Raw genomic sequence first — 16,453 nt, forward strand, 5'->3', positions numbered from 1 at the left:
AGGTCGTCAGACCTGCTTTTTCGAGAAGAACTTTTCAGTGATTAAAGTTCGTCGATGAAGCTTACTGCCCGGCCGATGTAGCTTGCCGGTGTCATGGCAATTAGTTCATCTTTTGCGGCTTGTGGCAGTTCAAGGTTTTCGATGAACGCGCGCATGGATTCGCCATCAACACGTTTACCACGAGTTAACTCTTTTAGTTTCTCGTATGGCTTCTCGATACCGTAACGACGCATAACGGTCTGTACAGGTTCTGCCAATACTTCCCAGTTTGAATCCAACTCGTCCAGTAGGCTTTGTTCGTTAACTTGTAACTTGCTGATACCTTTAAGCGTCGCTTGATAAGAAATCAGAGAGTGGGCGAAACCAACACCTAAGTTACGTAGAACGGTAGAGTCGGTCAGGTCACGCTGCCAGCGAGATACTGGAAGTTTTTGCGCAAGGTGAGCAAACAAGGCGTTAGCAATACCTAAGTTACCTTCTGAGTTTTCGAAATCAATTGGGTTAACTTTGTGCGGCATAGTAGAAGAACCGATTTCACCAGCAATGGTTTTTTGCTTGAAATGGCCTAGAGCAATGTAACCCCAGATATCACGATCAAAATCGATAAGGATGGTATTAAAACGTGCAACGGCATCGAACAATTCTGCGATGTAATCGTGTGGTTCGATTTGGGTAGTGAAAGCGTTCCAGGTGATACCTAAAGAGGTCACGAAGCTTTCTGAAAACTCGTGCCAGTTAAGCTCAGGGTATGCAGAAAGGTGAGCATTGTAGTTACCTACAGCGCCGTTGATTTTACCCAGGAACTCAACCGCAGCAATCTGGTCACGCTGACGCTTTAAGCGCACGTAAACGTTAGCCATTTCTTTACCCATAGTACTTGGGCTTGCAGGCTGGCCGTGGGTACGACACATCATAGGAATTGATTTGTACTCTACTGCAAGGTTTTTGATCTCAGTAAGGATCTCATCCATAACAGGCAGCAATACTAATTCACGACACTCTTTAAGCATTAGGGCGTGAGACAAGTTGTTGATGTCCTCAGACGTACACGCGAAGTGAATGAACTCAGAAACGGCATTTAGCTCAGCGTTGTCAGCAACTTTTTCTTTTAAGAAGTATTCAACCGCTTTTACGTCGTGGTTGGTTGTCGCTTCAATCGTTTTAACGCGGCCTGCATCTTCTTCATTGAAGTTTGCAACAATGGCATCTAAAACTGCGTTTGCTTCGGCAGAGAATGCTGGTACTTCAGCAATTTCTGCAGTAGCGCTAAGTTTTTGTAACCAACGTACTTCTACGGTAACTCGGTATTTGATTAAACCAAATTCACTGAAGATCGGGCGCAAGGCTTTAACCTTACTGCCATAACGACCATCTACCGGGGAAATAGCACTGATGCTTGAAAGTTCCATATCAGATTCCTAATTAATGTATAGACTTTAATAATTCTTGTGCCTGCGCCACTACCTGGCGTCGACGAAATAATATAACGCGGCGTTTTCCGCCCATTTGCCGCCATAAAACAGCAGCACGAATGCCCGAAAGTAGTAGGGCACGGATTCGATTTTGATTACCAACCTGCTTTAAAATCCCTGGCTCACCGGCAATTTGAATGCGGGTCGCTAATGGGCTGATAACATCACTGTAGACGCTGGCAAAATTGCTGATCATGTTGTCACTGGTAAGCTCGAAATGCTCAAGTTGGCGCTGACATTGTTCAATGCGATTACCCAGCGCTGCCATATCTTTCTTTTTACCTTGCAGGCGACGCTCAAGGTTAAGTAGGCTAACGATATAACGGGTAATTTCCGGATCTTTGTCAATTGTGTTGTCACCCAATTGCGTAACAATAAGTTGTAAACCAGTTTTCAGGTGCGCGACATCGGAGCCATAAACATCCAACGTATCTTTGGGATTGGTGTTGACGATGGAGTTCAACATCAATGCAAACAAAGATTCGTCCAGTTGATTTTTACGTGCGATGCCCTGAACCATGGCAGCGGCCTGGCAAATTGCAGCGAATGTTAAGGTTTGTTCTCTCATATAACCTACAGCTTAATTGTTATGATTTATTTGTTTCATTTTAGAATAACAACCGTTAAAGCAGGGGGCTGATGCCTTAATTTAAAGAATCAAAATCGCGAATTAACGTATTGATAATTCCACCACCAAGACAAACTTCGTCCTGATAAAAGACAACCGACTGACCTGGCGTTACTGAGCTTTGTTGCTCATCGAACATGACTTCATAGTCACTATCGTTAATACGGGTCACGGTGCATGCCACATCTTGCTGGCGATAACGGGTTTTCACGGTACAGCGAAATGCTTCGTTTAACGCCGGTTCTTCGCGATCAACCCAATGTAATTGATCGGCAACCAAGCCTTTAGAAAACAGGCGAGGGTGGTTATGACCCTGGCCCACAATCAAGACGTTGCGTTTCATGTCTTTTTCAACCACATACCAAGGCTCATCACCAGCGTCTTTTAAACCGCCGATTCGCAAACCTTTACGCTGGCCAAGGGTGTGATACATCAAACCATCATGCTCACCGATAGCTTTACCATCACTGTCTTCGATAACGCCTGGTTGCGCAGGCAGGTAGCGACCCAGGAAGTCTTTAAACTTGCGCTCACCGATGAAACAGATTCCTGTCGAATCTTTTTTGTCGTGAGTAATCAAGCCTTCACGTTCGGCAATTGCACGAACTTCTGGTTTTTCCAGGTTGCCCACAGGAAAAAGAGTTTGTGCTACCTGCTGATTGCTCAACGTATATAAAAAGTAGCTTTGATCTTTGTTGTTATCCAGACCACGTAGCATTTGGAATTTACCATCCTGCTCACGACGCTGCACATAGTGCCCGGTAGCAATGTAATCGGCACCAAGATCTTCACAGGCAAATTCAAGAAACGCTTTAAATTTAATTTCTTTATTACACATGATGTCTGGGTTTGGCGTACGGCCCGCTTTGTATTCCTCAAGGAAATACTCAAAGACGTTGTCCCAGTATTCTGCAGCAAAGTTGATGGTGTGAAGTTCTATCCCTAATTTTTCACAAACCGCTTGTGCATCTTTCAGATCTTCCGCTGCTGCACAATATTCGTCATCGTCATCTTCTTCCCAGTTTTTCATAAACAAACCTTCAACCTGATAGCCTTGTTGCTGCAGGAGGTAAGCGGAAACGGAAGAATCAACGCCGCCGGACATGCCGACGATAACTTTTAAATCACGGTTAGTAGATGTACTCAAGGACTGCAATTCCCGACCTGTTAAAAAATGGCGCGAATTTTAACATGAATTAGACGGCAACACACTATTAAAGATACGATTTTAATACACTTATTGGGTATTTGTTTCCGGCCAGATAATCTTTGATCCCTTCTAAAACCATAGGGCTGCGTAATTGTTCAGATTTACGGCATAACTCATCATAGCTCATCCAAATTGCACGGTTGATTTCTTCGTCCTGAGGAGAGGTTTCAAGCCAGTTTTCAAGCTCGACAACAAAACAAAATCGCAAATAAAACAGGTTCGAGCGAGGCAAATGAAAGTAGTAGATTCCCGATAAGCTTTGTGGGTCAACCTTGAGGCCCGTTTCTTCTTCAACTTCTCTTTTTAAGCCGTCAACGATAGATTCATCGGGCTCAAGGTGCCCAGCTGGTTGATTGTAAACCCATTGCTCATCCTGCCATTCTTCGACCATTAAGAATTTACCATTACAGTGGATTACTGCAGCGACTGTGGTGTTTGGTTTAAATTGTAAGTGGTGATCATCCACGCTGGATATTCCTTGCAAATGTTAAGGGGAAACCGAGACTTGTTTAAATTGGCCAGGTTCCAGGGAGTTTAGAGGTGCGATGTCCGTTAATTTGTATGGACCCATGGAAATACGGATCAGTCGTAATGTCGGATTACCCACGTGCGCAGTCATCCGCCGTACTTGTCGATTTCTGCCTTCGGTAATGGTAATTTCCAGCCAGGTGGTAGGAATGTTCTTGCGTTCTCGAATAGGGACGCTGCGCTCCCAAATCTTTGGGTTATCGATGCGCTTTACTTTCGCTGGGCGAGTTAAGCCATCTTTGAGTTCAACGCCATTTTGCAACGCTTTGATAGCATTTGCCGAAACATCACCTTCTACCTGTACCCAATAGGTTTTGGCTTTTTTAAACTTTGGATTCGCGAGTTGGTGCTGTAAAGCGCCATCATTGGTTAACACCAATAAGCCTTCAGAGTCTTTATCTAATCGCCCGGCGGCATAAATATCTTTGATTGCAATGTAGTCCTTTAACGTTGAGCGTTTTTGATCATCGGTAAATTGCGTCAACACATCGTAAGGTTTATTGAACAACACTAATATGGACTTTTCTGGGATTGGCTTTTTTGGCCTTGGCCGAGATTTAGACCGTTCCCGGTCTGTTTGCTTTTTACGGTTTCTGGTTGTGTCAGCTTTCCCAGGGTTAACATTACCAGACTTTTTCCTCACAACTTTCTTCGACTTATCAGTGCCATGGGAAGGCTTGTGTTTTTTACCAGCGTTGTTTTTTCGCTTATCCATGATTCAATTAATGGGTTATTCAGGGCACATAAATAAAGGCTGTATGGTAACAAAATTTTTCGTAATAAGTGTTATAACTTCTTCTTTTTCGTTTTAACGCTACAGGTCTCTTTCTCCTATCAAGGCATTTTTGCAGTGAATTGTTTTGGAGTTGAGCAAGGCTTTTTCTGTTTAGCGTAATATTTTACGTTGAATAGAAAAAACGCAGCTCAGATTCTAAACAAACGCTGTTCGGAGAATTTAACGATGATGTTTTATACATTCATTTTTATTCATATTCCTAATTTCTATGCTTTATAAGTAATTGTTAAACAAAATTGTATCTGATAGGGGGAATAGACCTAAGGTTAAGGCTATGTTAATTAAATTCATACTGCTATACTATCGCGCGCTCGCCAAATAAACCCAAGCTGAAAAGCCTTTGAATGGCTCCCTGTGGTATATGGGGCAGTTTAATTGCGTCCGATCACCAAAATAAAAAGACCGGCGAAAAGGTTTATTCGCGAGGAGACAGTAAAAGGGCTGATGTAGTTTATTGCCTTAGCGGTTGAACGTTTCATGTTTCGACTGGGGCAGGGATATCTCTCAAAGTAAAAGTAGTATGTGTGATGATAATCCTGTTTCACTCTGATTGAAGCCAATCAAAGCGATACGCACAATTAACAGACCTTTAACCAATTACAAGACAAGAGTTGGTATTCAGCAAATTTCAAAATCAGACAGTGCATTCGATTGTAAGAGGAGTCCTCAGTACTTCGCATCTTTCGAATACATGGTTTTCGGGTTTATAAATTTTCGCTAAACTTCTCGTGTTTTGAAACATTGGTTTAACTCGTTTAAAGACGCGCCTGGATTTGGGCGTTTAAACAAAGGACAAGGTATGACCTCCAAGAATTCCAAAATTATCTACACTATTACCGACGAAGCGCCGGCATTAGCAACTCAATCTTTCTTACCTATCGTTCAGGCATTCGCTGGCACCGCTGGCGTTGAAGTAACCACTAAAGACATTTCTTTAGCAGGTCGTATTATTGCAAACTTCCCTGAGTACTTAACTGAAGCACAACGTATCGGTGATGCGCTTGCTGAATTAGGCGAATTGGCGAAAACACCAGAAGCTAACATTATTAAGCTTCCAAACATCAGTGCTTCTATCCCTCAACTACAAGCTGCTATCAAAGAATTGCAGAATAAGGGTTACGCGTTACCTGATTTTCCTGCAGAGCCAGCGACTGATGAAGAAAAAGAAATTCGCGCAAAATACGCGAAAGTGTTGGGAAGTGCGGTAAACCCGGTGCTTCGTGAAGGTAATTCAGACCGTCGTGCCCCAGGTTCTGTTAAGCAGTATGCGAAAAACAACCCACACTCTATGGGTGCCTGGTCTGCAGACTCTCAATCTCACGTTGCTAGCATGAGCGACGGTGATTTCTTCGGTAGCGAGCAATCTGTAACTATCGAAAACGCCACATCTGTAGACATTGAGTTTGTATCTGAAGCGGGAGAGGTTGAGGTATTAAAATCAGGCCTTGCTTTACAAGATGGTGAAGTCATTGATTCATCATTCATGAGTAAAAACAAACTGCGTGCGTTCTTAGCTGAGCAGATTCAGGCCGCTAAAGAGCAGGGCGTTCTTTTCTCATTACACATGAAAGCAACCATGATGAAGGTTTCTGACCCGATCATCTTTGGTCACTGTGTTTCCGTTTTCTATAAAGACGTGTTCGCGAAATATCAGGACGTTTTTGAAAAGCTAGGTGTCGATGTAAACAACGGTATTGGCGATGTTTACTCGAAAATCGAACAACTAGAGCCTGCTCTGAAAGATGAAATCGTTGCTGCGCTTGATGCAGTTTATACCGATGCGTCAGACTTAGCGATGGTTAACTCTGATAAGGGCATCACTAACCTACACGTTCCAAGTGACGTGATCATTGATGCTTCGATGCCAGCAATGATCCGCTCTTCTGGCCAAATGTGGAACAAAAACGACCAGCTTCAAGACGCTATTGCGGTCATTCCAGATCGTTGTTACTCAGGTGTTTATCAGGAAACTATCGATTTTTGTAAGAAGAATGGTGCATTTGATCCAACAACCATGGGTAGTGTTCCAAACGTTGGTTTGATGGCTCAAAAAGCTGAAGAATATGGTTCTCACGACAAGACGTTTGAAGTAAAAGCCAACGGCACGATGCGTGTTGTTGATGCCAATGGTGATGTATTAATGCAGCATCAGGTTGAAGCGGGTGATATCTGGCGTATGTGCCAGGTGAAAGATGCGCCAATCCAGGATTGGGTGAAACTTGCGGTTAACCGCTCACGTGCATCGGATACTCCGGCGGTGTTCTGGTTAAACCCAGAGCGTGCTCACGATGCACAGTTGATCAAGAAAGTGAACGCATATCTGCCTCAGCACGATACAGCGGGTCTGGACATTCGTATTCTTTCTCCTGTAGAAGCGACTCGTTTTTCATTAGAGCGCATCAAAGAAGGTAAAGACACTATTTCTGTTACTGGTAACGTATTGCGTGACTATCTAACTGATTTATTTCCAATTCTTGAGCTGGGTACCAGTGCGAAAATGCTTTCAATCGTGCCACTAATGAACGGTGGTGGCCTGTTCGAAACTGGTGCTGGTGGTTCTGCACCTAAACACGTTCAACAGTTTGAAAAAGAAAACTACCTACGCTGGGATTCTTTAGGTGAGTTCCTTGCGCTTGCGGCATCTTTTGAGCATTTAAGTAACTTTGCAGATAACGCAAAAGCGAAGGTTCTTGCTGATACTCTTGATGCAGCAACAGCGACCTTCTTGGCCGAAAATAAATCTCCGGCTCGTAAGGTTGGTCAGATTGATAACCGTGGTAGTCACTTCTACCTGGCGATGTACTGGGCTCAAGAGCTTGCATCACAAGACGTAGACGCAGAATTGAAAGCGACGTTTGCGCCAGTTGCCGAGAAAATGACATCAGGCGAAGCCGGCATTGTCAACGAGTTAAACTCTGCACAAGGTGTTTCTGTAGATGTTGCTGGTTACTATCAGCCGGATTCAGAGCTTGCGAGCAAAGCGATGCGTCCAAGCACAGCTCTAAATGAGATTATTGCTTCTTTAAGCTAATATAACCACCATTGTTATCGAAAAGCCTGCAGTGAAGCAGGCTTTTTTATTTCTGATTACTAGACAAAACCGCAACTAAAATCTCCAATCTGTTCTAAAACTGCGAAGCAGAGAATATTCGATTCGAACTCGATCATGTTTAATTGGTCAGAATAAACCACCGGATTTGAATCTTTTGCCGCTTAGTTATGTTAAATGCTTAATTACTGACGGCCGTACTTATATCAATCCCACTAAATTTGTGCACAACTCAGAGTTAGGGCCGAGGTTCATTTACAACATAGATTTTATTGATATAGTCATTCTATATTAATGAAATATAGGGCGGTAAATGGGCCTTAAGATAAACTCCCTACGGGTGAGTTTTAAAGGCGTTTGTGCTGCATTAACGATTTCGGCTAATTTTTAAAATGGAATAACCCATTCTCTGCAATCAAAGCCTTGTCTAAACGCCTTTAAATTCTCACTGAGTGAGCAATAATTTAATGGGATTGGAATAACCAACGAAAAGAACGTTTGGTTAGTGTTTGTTGTTAGAATTTAACGGGGTTGAGAAAAGTGGGGGCTTTTCATTTTTCGTGAGCAGCACAAATGTCTGTGCTCACTTGATGTCAAGAAGCTGAAGGGGCTTTCACTGCTAAAGCCGCAAAACAAGATAAGATGATATCCCGTTTTATGTGTTTTCACTTAAGACAAACATTTACGCAAAGTTATCGACCTTGTCATCGAACTTTGACGATAAAAACTTGTCCTAAGTAACGTTACAGCAGATAGAGTATTTCAGGATTCAGCAAAGAGAGCGAACTCTCTTGCTTTGAATCTCTGAAAAAACTGGATTATTGCTGCTCGCCTTCCATATCGAGAGGGCGGATACTTGCTGCGTGGTGTCCTTTTGGACCTTCGTTTAGCTCGTAATCAACGCTTTGACCAGCTTTCAGGGTACGGTAGCCGTCCATTTGAATAGTTGAATAGTGAGCAAAGATGTCTTCGCCGCCAGATTCAGGTCGAATAAAACCAAAACCTTTGGCGTTGTTGAACCATTTCACTGTACCATTAGCCATACTTCCACTTCCTTCTTAAACATTGGTATTTTTGTTTGAATCGATCTCACATGATCATTAAAGTATTTCTATCAGTAAATTACTGGTAGGGGGCGTGGCGAAAAAGTAGCCACATTTAAAAATTTAGATTAATCGAAAAATTAGTCAAGATAAATTGTTGGTTTTTTTGATTTTTTAAATCTTTATTATTATAGAAGCAGTAAGGGCTAATATTTTTATATGAGCAAAGCCAAAGAATTCAACGACACGGATAATGTTGTTGAAGAGCAAAATCGAGAAAAAATAAAGCGTCCGTCGATGTATCGGGTCATTATACTAAATGATGATTACACCCCGATGGATTTCGTAGTTGAAGTGTTAAGCAAATTTTTTAACATGGATACTGATCAAGCGACGCAAATTATGCTAACAATACATTATAAGGGTAAAGCAAGTTGTGGCATTTTCACCGCTGAAGTTGCCGAGACCAAAGTTGATCAAGTTTGTCAGTTTGCCCGTAAACATGAACATCCACTGATGTGTACCATGGAACAGGTGTGATTTTCCCCCACAATATGGAGCAAGACGTTAATGTTGAATAAAGAATTAGAAATCTCCTTAAATCTGGCTTTCCGTCAAGCTAAAGATTCTCGCCATGAATTTATGACGGTCGAACACTTGCTTCTTGCTTTGCTCGAAAATCCAGAAGCCATCGAAGCTATTAAAGCCTGTGGCGGTGATTTAGATAAGCTTAAATTAGAATTAAATACGTTCATTGCCGAAACTACTCCGGTTATTCAAGATGGTGATGAAGAGAAAGAAACGCAGCCTACTTTGGGTTTCCAGCGCGTATTACAACGTGCAGTTTTCCATGTCCAGTCGTCAGGTAAAACAGAAGTAAACGGTGCCAATGTACTGGTCGCTATTTTTAGTGAACAGGAATCACAAGCGGCTTATTTCCTTAAAAAATCTGACATTACCCGGTTGGATATCGTTAACTTTATTTCCCACGGGATCTCGAAAAACCAATCAACGGAACCAACTATTGAGCACGACGATGCGATTAGCATTGAAGAAGACAACAAAAATGTCGACAACTATGCTGAAAACTTGAATAAGGCTGCGCAGCTTGGGCAAATAGATCCGATGATCGGCCGCTCAACAGAGCTTGAACGTGCTGTTCAGGTGCTGAGCCGTCGTCGTAAGAATAACCCATTATTTGTTGGTGAAGCCGGTGTAGGTAAGACGGCAATCGCCGAAGGCCTGGCAAAACTCATTGTCGAAGAAAAAGCCCCAGAGGTATTGGCGGACGCCACTATCTACTCTTTAGACATGGGCGCTTTACTGGCTGGTACTAAATACCGCGGTGATTTTGAAAAACGTTTCAAAGCGCTATTGAAAGAGCTGGAAAAAGATCCCCACGCAATCCTGTTTATTGACGAAATTCACACCATTATCGGTGCTGGTGCCGCATCTGGTGGCATGATGGATGCCTCAAACCTTATTAAACCGCTGTTATCAGCCGGCAAATTACGTTGTATGGGGTCTACTACCTATCAGGAATTTAAAACCATTTTTGAGAAGGACAGGGCGCTTGCTCGTCGTTTCCAGAAAATTGACATCAATGAGCCAACCATTGACGAAACCACTAAGATCCTGCAGGGCCTGAAAGAGCGTTACGAGAAACATCACAATGTGAAGTACTCCAACAAAGCCTTAAAAGCTGCTGCAGAATTATCGGCGAAGTACATCAATGACCGATTCTTACCGGATAAAGCCATTGATGTGATTGATGAGGCGGGCGCACGTCAGCAATTAGTTGCTGCCAACAAGCGCAAAAAGGTTATCAATATCGGTGATATTGAAAGCATCGTCGCATCAATCGCCCGCATCCCAGAAAAGTCGGTATCTTCAACTGAGAAAGACAACCTGATGAACATTGACCGTAACCTGAAAATGGTGGTGTTTGGTCAGGACGAAGCGATAGATGGCTTAACCTCGGTTATTCGATTAAACCGAGCGGGATTAGGGAATGAAGAAAAACCGGTTGGGTCGTTCTTATTCTCTGGTCCAACAGGTGTCGGTAAAACAGAGGTAACCAATCAACTGGCAAAAATTTTAGGTGTTGAACTGTTACGTTTCGATATGTCCGAGTATATGGAGAAACACGCGGTGAGCCGACTAATTGGTGCACCTCCAGGTTACGTGGGATATGAGCAGGGCGGATTATTAACCGACGCTGTGATCAAGCATCCTCATTCTGTAGTGCTGTTGGATGAAATTGAAAAAGCGCACACCGATATCTACAACATTCTGCTGCAAGTAATGGACCACGGTACATTAACCGATAATAACGGGCGTAAAGCCGATTTTCGCAATGTGATTTTAGTGCTTACCACTAACGCCGGTGTTCGTGAAACCACGCGACAATCCATTGGTTTCCAACAACAGGATCATAGCTTCGATGCGATGAGCGAGATCAATCGCGTGTTCTCTCCGGAATTCAGGAACCGCCTTGATTCAATCATTTGGTTCAACCATCTGAAAACCGATGTTATTGAGCAGGTTGTTGATAAGTTCATCGTTGAACTGCAAGCGCAGCTTGATCACAAAGGTGTTTCCCTAGAAATCAGCAAGAAGGCTCGTAGCTGGTTGGCAGAAAATGGCTATGACAAGGCTATGGGCGCTCGTCCGATGGCGCGTTTGATCCAGGAGCAGTTGAAGAAACCTCTTGCTAATGAGCTACTTTTTGGCCAGTTAATGCAGGGCGGTGTAGCCAAAGTGGATGTTGACAAGAAAACCAAGAAGCTGGTATTTAGCTTTGAGGAAAAACCCGAGTTGGTCTCATAACGTATTCACAACCCATAAGAACAAAAACCCCGCAAATGCGGGGTTTTTTAATTTCTATACAAGACAAACGTTGCTATTTGTCTGGAGCCCTTTGAGCCTGAGGATTATCTGGCGCGGAAAATGATGCGACCTTTAGATAAGTCGTAAGGTGTTAATTCAACGGTAACTTTGTCACCAGTTAAAATACGGATGTAGTTTTTACGCATTTTACCTGAGATATGTGCAGTTACTACGTGACCATTTTCTAATTCTACACGGAACATGGTGTTCGGAAGAGTTTCCAAAACCGTACCCTGCATTTCGATATTTTCTTCTTTCGCCATCTAAGCGTTAATCCTCTAAAAATTTTGCATAAAAAATTGCTGCGCAGATCATGCCCAAAAGCGAGCGGTTTGTAAAGTCAATGCGCTATTTATTTATTCGTTGCCAGCGTTCTTGCTTAAGTCGTTGGTGGGGATAGTATTTGTTTTTGTAGTTCATTTTTGAGCAGGCGTCGATTTGATAGCCCAAATACAGAAATTCTTTCTGCAAGGTTTTAGCGATGTCGATTTGCGAGAGTATCGATAGTTTTCCCAAAGAACGTTTAGGAAAATCAGGGTCATAAAAGGTGTAAAGTGCTGACAGCGCATTGGGTAAATGGTCGGTTACGGCGACACTGATTAACCTGTCATCAAGATAAAGCTCTATGAATAACTGCGCGACATTTTCGCTGAAAATGAAATTGTTATATTGCTCACGATTGGCCGGATACATACCCCCATCGGTATGAATGGTATTTATGTAGCGCTCGTACAATGGGTAGTAAGCTTCCTTTTCAGTTGAGCTGATATTGACGTGGATATCTTTGTTGTTATTAACAATGCGCTTTTGACTTCGAGATGGGGTGAATTCTTTAACCGGTACCCGCAGTGATTCACAGGCATCACACAATTGGCAATGGGGTCGGTAAACTTGATTGCCACTGCGTCGAAACCCTGCCTCCAACAAACGCTGATAATTTTCATTGGTTAGCAATTCGTGATTCATTACCACCATCAAGCGTTCTTTTTGCTCTGGCAAGTAGTTACAGGGAAAGTGCTGGGTTAATCCAAACTGAAAATATTTCTTTTGCTCGCTCATCAACTCGTTCTTAGCTAGGTTTATTGCTGCACGCGCAATTGCCTAAATACCGTGTAGCAACTTTAACTATAAATAATCTGTAGTACCAATTCCACTTAGTGTTAATCGGGGTGTCTATCTGGGTGTCAGTCGAGTTTTAGTTCACGAGGTTGCCAACAGTCGTCGTTTAATTGCAGTTTACGCGCATTTGCCTGTTGCTCTTTAAACTGCTGACGGCTGATCTCAATAGCCCCCATGGATTCTAAGAAAGGGTTTTGTATCTGACAGTCGATAAATTCGATTTGTTGACGCTGTAGATGCTGGGTAAGGGCAATTAATGCCACCTTCGACGCATTTTCCGCCGTATAAAACATCGATTCTCCACTAAAGAAACCGCCGATGGCAATACCGTAAAGGCCACCAACTAATTCTTCGCCATTCCAGACTTCAACGGAATGGGCGATCCCTTGTTGATGTAACTGCTGATAGGCATACATCATTGACGGAAGTATCCAGGTTTCCTCATCACGAAATGGCGCATCTGCGCAATACTCGATGACTTCTTCAAAAGCCTGGTTGAGCGTTACCCGGTACGGAGATTTCTTTAGGAATTTTCGCAGACTGCGATTAATGCGGATGCCTTCAAGAGGAAGTATTGCTCTTGGATCTGGGCTCCACCATAAAATAGGGTCGCCTTCTGAAAACCAGGGGAAGATGCCATGGCTATAAGCATTAACGATGCGTTGTGGGGAGAGGTCGCCGCCGACTGCCAGTAAACCGTTAGGTTCGGCTAACGCTTGTTCAATCGGTGGAAAAGACAGATCCTGGCTCGATAAACGATGCAGGATCTGTTGCATAGATTAAATTCGCCTTACTTTTTAGATGCTAAAGCATCTAAGTAACGCTCAGCGTCAAGCGCTGCCATACAACCAGAACCGGCTGAGGTAATTGCCTGGCGGTAGATGTGGTCTGCAACGTCACCCGCCGCATAAACACCTTCAACGCTAGTTTGTGTTGCGTTACCTTCGGTACCAGATTGAATAGTCAGGTAACCGTCTTTCATCTCCAACTGGCCTTCGAAAATACCAGTATTTGGTTTGTGACCGATAGCGATAAAACAACCTGCTACATCGATTTCTTCAGTCGCGTCAGATTTAGTGTCTGCCAAACGTAAGCCAGTTACACCCATATCATCACCTAGCACTTCATCTAACGTACGGTCTAGATGAAGCACGATATTACCGTTTTCGACTTTGTCCATTAAGCGCTGAGTTAGAATCTTTTCACTGCGGAAGGTATCACGACGGTGAATCAGGTGAACTTCTGAAGCAATGTTCGATAAGTAAAGTGCTTCTTCAACAGCGGTGTTACCACCACCAACAACCGCAACTTTCTGGTTGCGATAAAAGAAACCGTCACAAGTCGCACAGGCTGAGATGCCTTTACCCATAAACGCAGTTTCTGACTCAAGGCCCAGGTATTGTGCAGATGCACCAGTACAAATGATCAGCGCATCACAGGTGTATTCGCCACTGCTGCCTTTCAGGTGGAAAGGGCGGTTTGAGAAATCAACTTCATCGATGTGATCAAAGATGATTTCAGTATCGAATTTCTCAGCATGCTTTTGCATACGTTCCATAAGCAATGGACCGGTTAGGTCGTCCGCATCGCCTGGCCAGTTTTCAACGTCGGTCGTTGTGGTTAATTGACCACCTTGCTGCATACCGGTGATCATTACCGGGTTTAAATTAGCGCGTGCAGCGTAGACAGCGGCTGTATAGCCTGCAGGACCTGAGCCTAAGATCAAAAGAGGGCAATGCCTTACATCACTCATGTAATACTCCATGGAATTGAGAAAATGCTAATACGTGATTGTTATTACGTGAAAGCTTTAAAAAAGATTATGTTTTGTTGATTGGGGTAGCCGAATACAAAAACAAGGCTATAAGATAAAAAAAACGCTGTTAATTTAACAGCGTTTTTATCAATTTGTTAACACTTAACCTGTCAACTTGTAGGTACAAGCAGCAAGTGTATGTAACAGGTTAATTAACCTAGAGCGACTTTTGGCTCTACGAATTCGAAACCTAAGTTTACCGCAACGCTTTCACACGTAACTTTACCGTCGATAACGTTCAAGCCGTTTAACAGGTGCGCGTCGTCAAGTAGTGCTTGCTTGTAGCCTTTGTTTGCCAATTGAATGATGTAAGGCAAGGTTGCATTGTTAAGCGCAAATGTAGACGTACGTGGAACCGCGCCAGGCATGTTAGCAACACAGTAGTGAACAACGTCATCAACAATGTAAGTTGGTTCAGCGTGTGTAGTCGCTTTAGACGTTTCGATACAACCACCCTGGTCGATGGCAACGTCTACGATAGCAGCACCAGGCTTCATCGCTTTGATATGTTCTTTGGTTACTAGCTTAGGTGCAGCAGCACCTGGAATTAGCACACCACCGATCACTAAATCAGCTTCTAGAACGTGTTTTTCCAACGCATCAGCGGTTGAGTAAATCGCTTTGATCTTGTTACCAAACTGAGCATCCAGACGACGAAGTACATTGATGTTACGGTCAAGAACAACAACTTCTGCGCCCATACCTACAGCCATTTGCGCAGCGTTGTTACCAACCATACCACCACCGATCACCACAACTTTTGCCGGGGCAACACCAGGAACACCACCAAGTAACATACCTCGACCGCCATTAGCTTTTTCAAGCGCTTGAGCACCGGCTTGAATAGACATACGGCCAGCAACTTCAGACATAGGAGCAAGAAGTGGCAGACCACCGTGGTTATCGGTTACTGTTTCATAGGCGATGCAAACCGCTTTTGATTTGATTAGATCTTCAGTTTGCGGAAGATCCGGTGCCAGGTGAAGGTAAGTGAACAGGATTTGACCTTCACGTAACATTGCACGTTCAACGGCCTGTGGCTCTTTTACCTTAACAATCATTTCTGCTTCAGCAAAAACATCAGCAGCGGTGCCTAAGATACTTGCACCTGCATCAACATAATCCTGATCAGTAAAACCAATGCCGATACCAGCTTGACTTTCAACAATCACTTTATGACCGTGATTAATCAATTCACGTACGCTCGCAGGAACCATACCAACACGATACTCGTGGTTTTTAATCTCTTTAGGAACACCAATAATCATTTAACTTATCTCTATATTTTTAAACTAAGAAACTATTAATCTATTATAAGAGTAATTTGTAAGATTAATTTATTGAAATTTTCACTTTGAAAGAGGAATATGTGGGAAAATTTAACTTTGATAGATTAAAAGACTAATTTTATGGCGAGTGAGCGAAAACTAGACAGGATTGATAAAAACATTCTGCATGAATTACAGAAACAGGGCAGGTTGTCTAATGTAGAACTGTCTAAACGGGTGGGGTTAAGCCCTACGCCTTGTCTGGAGCGGGTGAAAAAACTGGAAGCCGATAATGTCATCACGGGTTACAGCGCTAATCTTAATCCCAAATATCTTGGTGCGTCATTATTGGTATTTGTGGAAATTACGCTAAGCAAGACCTCCCCGGATGTGTTTGAAGACTTCTCTAAAGCGGTACAGCGATTAGATGTGATTCAGGAATGTCATCTTGTTTCTGGTAATTTCGATTTTCTGCTAAAGACCCGTGTGTCGGATATGCAGGCCTATCGAAACCTGTTGGGGGATACACTTCTTACTTTGCCAGCGGTAAGCGAAAGCCGCACCTATGTGGTAATGGAAGAAGTAAAATCAAACAATCATTTAGCCATTAGGTAGTTCGGTAAATAACCAATATT

Annotated in this window: 15 protein-coding genes; 4 read left to right on the plus strand and 11 right to left on the minus strand. The window is 43.2% G+C overall.

Annotation, left to right across the window (positions count from 1 at the left end):
• Positions 1 to 41: 41 nt before the first annotated feature.
• The 5 genes from purB to FNC98_RS07905 form a co-directional block, all read right to left on the minus strand.
• On the minus strand, positions 42 to 1,409 hold the full coding sequence (gene purB, locus FNC98_RS07885) for an adenylosuccinate lyase (RefSeq protein WP_143580720.1): 1,368 nt from the start codon (positions 1,407 to 1,409) through the stop codon (positions 42 to 44).
• Positions 1,410 to 1,422: 13 nt separating this feature from the next.
• A complete protein-coding gene (gene hflD, locus FNC98_RS07890; protein ID WP_143580721.1) occupies positions 1,423 to 2,040 on the minus strand; it encodes a high frequency lysogenization protein HflD in 618 nt (205 codons plus the stop codon).
• 76 nt (positions 2,041 to 2,116) lie between these two features.
• Positions 2,117 to 3,247 (minus strand): tRNA 2-thiouridine(34) synthase MnmA, encoded by a 1,131-nt coding sequence (gene mnmA / locus FNC98_RS07895; RefSeq protein WP_409574568.1) that lies wholly within the window; start codon positions 3,245 to 3,247, stop codon positions 2,117 to 2,119.
• A 67-nt stretch (positions 3,248 to 3,314) separates the two neighbouring features.
• Positions 3,315 to 3,776: an NUDIX hydrolase gene (locus FNC98_RS07900; RefSeq protein ID WP_260680595.1), complete on the minus strand. Its 462-nt coding sequence runs from the start codon at positions 3,774 to 3,776 to the stop codon at positions 3,315 to 3,317.
• A 21-nt stretch (positions 3,777 to 3,797) separates the two neighbouring features.
• Positions 3,798 to 4,553: a pseudouridine synthase gene (locus FNC98_RS07905; RefSeq protein WP_143580722.1), complete on the minus strand. Its 756-nt coding sequence runs from the start codon at positions 4,551 to 4,553 to the stop codon at positions 3,798 to 3,800.
• Between the two features lie 880 nt (positions 4,554 to 5,433).
• Here FNC98_RS07905 and FNC98_RS07910 point away from each other — a divergent pair.
• Positions 5,434 to 7,665 carry an NADP-dependent isocitrate dehydrogenase gene (locus tag FNC98_RS07910; RefSeq protein WP_143580723.1) on the plus strand — a complete coding sequence of 744 codons (2,232 nt, stop codon included), beginning with the start codon at positions 5,434 to 5,436 and terminating at the stop codon, positions 7,663 to 7,665.
• An 836-nt stretch (positions 7,666 to 8,501) separates the two neighbouring features.
• On the opposite strand, the gene cspD is transcribed toward FNC98_RS07910, so the two are convergent.
• Entirely contained in the window at positions 8,502 to 8,726 is a 225-nt protein-coding gene (gene cspD / locus FNC98_RS07915) for a cold shock domain-containing protein CspD (protein ID WP_143580724.1), read from the minus strand.
• A 219-nt stretch (positions 8,727 to 8,945) separates the two neighbouring features.
• Here cspD and clpS point away from each other — a divergent pair, with 219 nt between their 5' ends.
• Entirely contained in the window at positions 8,946 to 9,266 is a 321-nt protein-coding gene (gene clpS / locus FNC98_RS07920) for an ATP-dependent Clp protease adapter ClpS (RefSeq protein WP_143580725.1), read from the plus strand.
• Positions 9,267 to 9,296: 30 nt separating this feature from the next.
• A complete protein-coding gene (gene clpA / locus FNC98_RS07925; protein WP_143580726.1) occupies positions 9,297 to 11,555 on the plus strand; it encodes an ATP-dependent Clp protease ATP-binding subunit ClpA in 2,259 nt (752 codons plus the stop codon).
• Positions 11,556 to 11,659: 104 nt separating this feature from the next.
• On the opposite strand, the gene infA is transcribed toward clpA, so the two are convergent.
• The 5 genes from infA to ald form a co-directional block, all read right to left on the minus strand.
• The gene (gene infA / locus FNC98_RS07930; RefSeq protein WP_093328826.1) at positions 11,660 to 11,878 is read right to left on the minus strand and encodes a translation initiation factor IF-1; all 219 of its coding nucleotides are present in this window, start codon (positions 11,876 to 11,878) and stop codon (positions 11,660 to 11,662) included.
• 85 nt (positions 11,879 to 11,963) lie between these two features.
• Positions 11,964 to 12,674, minus strand: a complete 711-nt coding sequence (locus FNC98_RS07935; RefSeq protein ID WP_143580727.1) for an arginyltransferase — start codon at positions 12,672 to 12,674, stop codon at positions 11,964 to 11,966.
• Between the two features lie 125 nt (positions 12,675 to 12,799).
• Positions 12,800 to 13,510, minus strand: a complete 711-nt coding sequence (gene aat / locus FNC98_RS07940) for a leucyl/phenylalanyl-tRNA--protein transferase (protein ID WP_143580728.1) — start codon at positions 13,508 to 13,510, stop codon at positions 12,800 to 12,802.
• Between the two features lie 14 nt (positions 13,511 to 13,524).
• Complete coding sequence (gene trxB, locus FNC98_RS07945) at positions 13,525 to 14,487, minus strand: thioredoxin-disulfide reductase (protein WP_143580729.1); 963 nt, start codon at positions 14,485 to 14,487, stop codon at positions 13,525 to 13,527.
• Positions 14,488 to 14,702: 215 nt separating this feature from the next.
• On the minus strand, positions 14,703 to 15,818 hold the full coding sequence (ald, locus tag FNC98_RS07950; protein ID WP_143580730.1) for an alanine dehydrogenase: 1,116 nt from the start codon (positions 15,816 to 15,818) through the stop codon (positions 14,703 to 14,705).
• Between the two features lie 141 nt (positions 15,819 to 15,959).
• On the opposite strand from ald, the gene lrp reads away from it, so the two are divergent.
• Positions 15,960 to 16,433: a leucine-responsive transcriptional regulator Lrp gene (lrp, locus tag FNC98_RS07955; RefSeq protein ID WP_143580731.1), complete on the plus strand. Its 474-nt coding sequence runs from the start codon at positions 15,960 to 15,962 to the stop codon at positions 16,431 to 16,433.
• Positions 16,434 to 16,453: the final 20 nt, after the last annotated feature.

The sequence above is a fragment of the Thalassotalea sp. PS06 genome (genome assembly GCF_007197775.1).
GTDB lineage: Bacteria > Pseudomonadota > Gammaproteobacteria > Enterobacterales > Alteromonadaceae > Thalassotalea_A.

Bases quoted from the DNA above. Each gene is read 5' to 3' on its own strand.
- purB (WP_143580720.1), bottom strand. From the start codon at position 1,409: ATGGAACTTTCAAGCATCAGTGCTATTTCCCCGGTAGATGGTCGTTAT.
- hflD (WP_143580721.1), bottom strand. From the start codon at position 2,040: ATGAGAGAACAAACCTTAACATTCGCTGCAATTTGCCAGGCCGCTGCC.
- FNC98_RS07905 (WP_143580722.1), bottom strand. From the start codon at position 4,553: ATGGATAAGCGAAAAAACAACGCTGGTAAAAAACACAAGCCTTCCCAT.
- FNC98_RS07910 (WP_143580723.1), top strand. From the start codon at position 5,434: ATGACCTCCAAGAATTCCAAAATTATCTACACTATTACCGACGAAGCG.
- cspD (WP_143580724.1), bottom strand. From the start codon at position 8,726: ATGGCTAATGGTACAGTGAAATGGTTCAACAACGCCAAAGGTTTTGGT.
- clpS (WP_143580725.1), top strand. From the start codon at position 8,946: ATGAGCAAAGCCAAAGAATTCAACGACACGGATAATGTTGTTGAAGAG.
- clpA (WP_143580726.1), top strand. From the start codon at position 9,297: ATGTTGAATAAAGAATTAGAAATCTCCTTAAATCTGGCTTTCCGTCAA.
- infA (WP_093328826.1), bottom strand. From the start codon at position 11,878: ATGGCGAAAGAAGAAAATATCGAAATGCAGGGTACGGTTTTGGAAACT.
- FNC98_RS07935 (WP_143580727.1), bottom strand. From the start codon at position 12,674: ATGAGCGAGCAAAAGAAATATTTTCAGTTTGGATTAACCCAGCACTTT.
- aat (WP_143580728.1), bottom strand. From the start codon at position 13,510: ATGCAACAGATCCTGCATCGTTTATCGAGCCAGGATCTGTCTTTTCCA.
- trxB (WP_143580729.1), bottom strand. From the start codon at position 14,487: ATGAGTGATGTAAGGCATTGCCCTCTTTTGATCTTAGGCTCAGGTCCT.
- ald (WP_143580730.1), bottom strand. From the start codon at position 15,818: ATGATTATTGGTGTTCCTAAAGAGATTAAAAACCACGAGTATCGTGTT.
- lrp (WP_143580731.1), top strand. From the start codon at position 15,960: ATGGCGAGTGAGCGAAAACTAGACAGGATTGATAAAAACATTCTGCAT.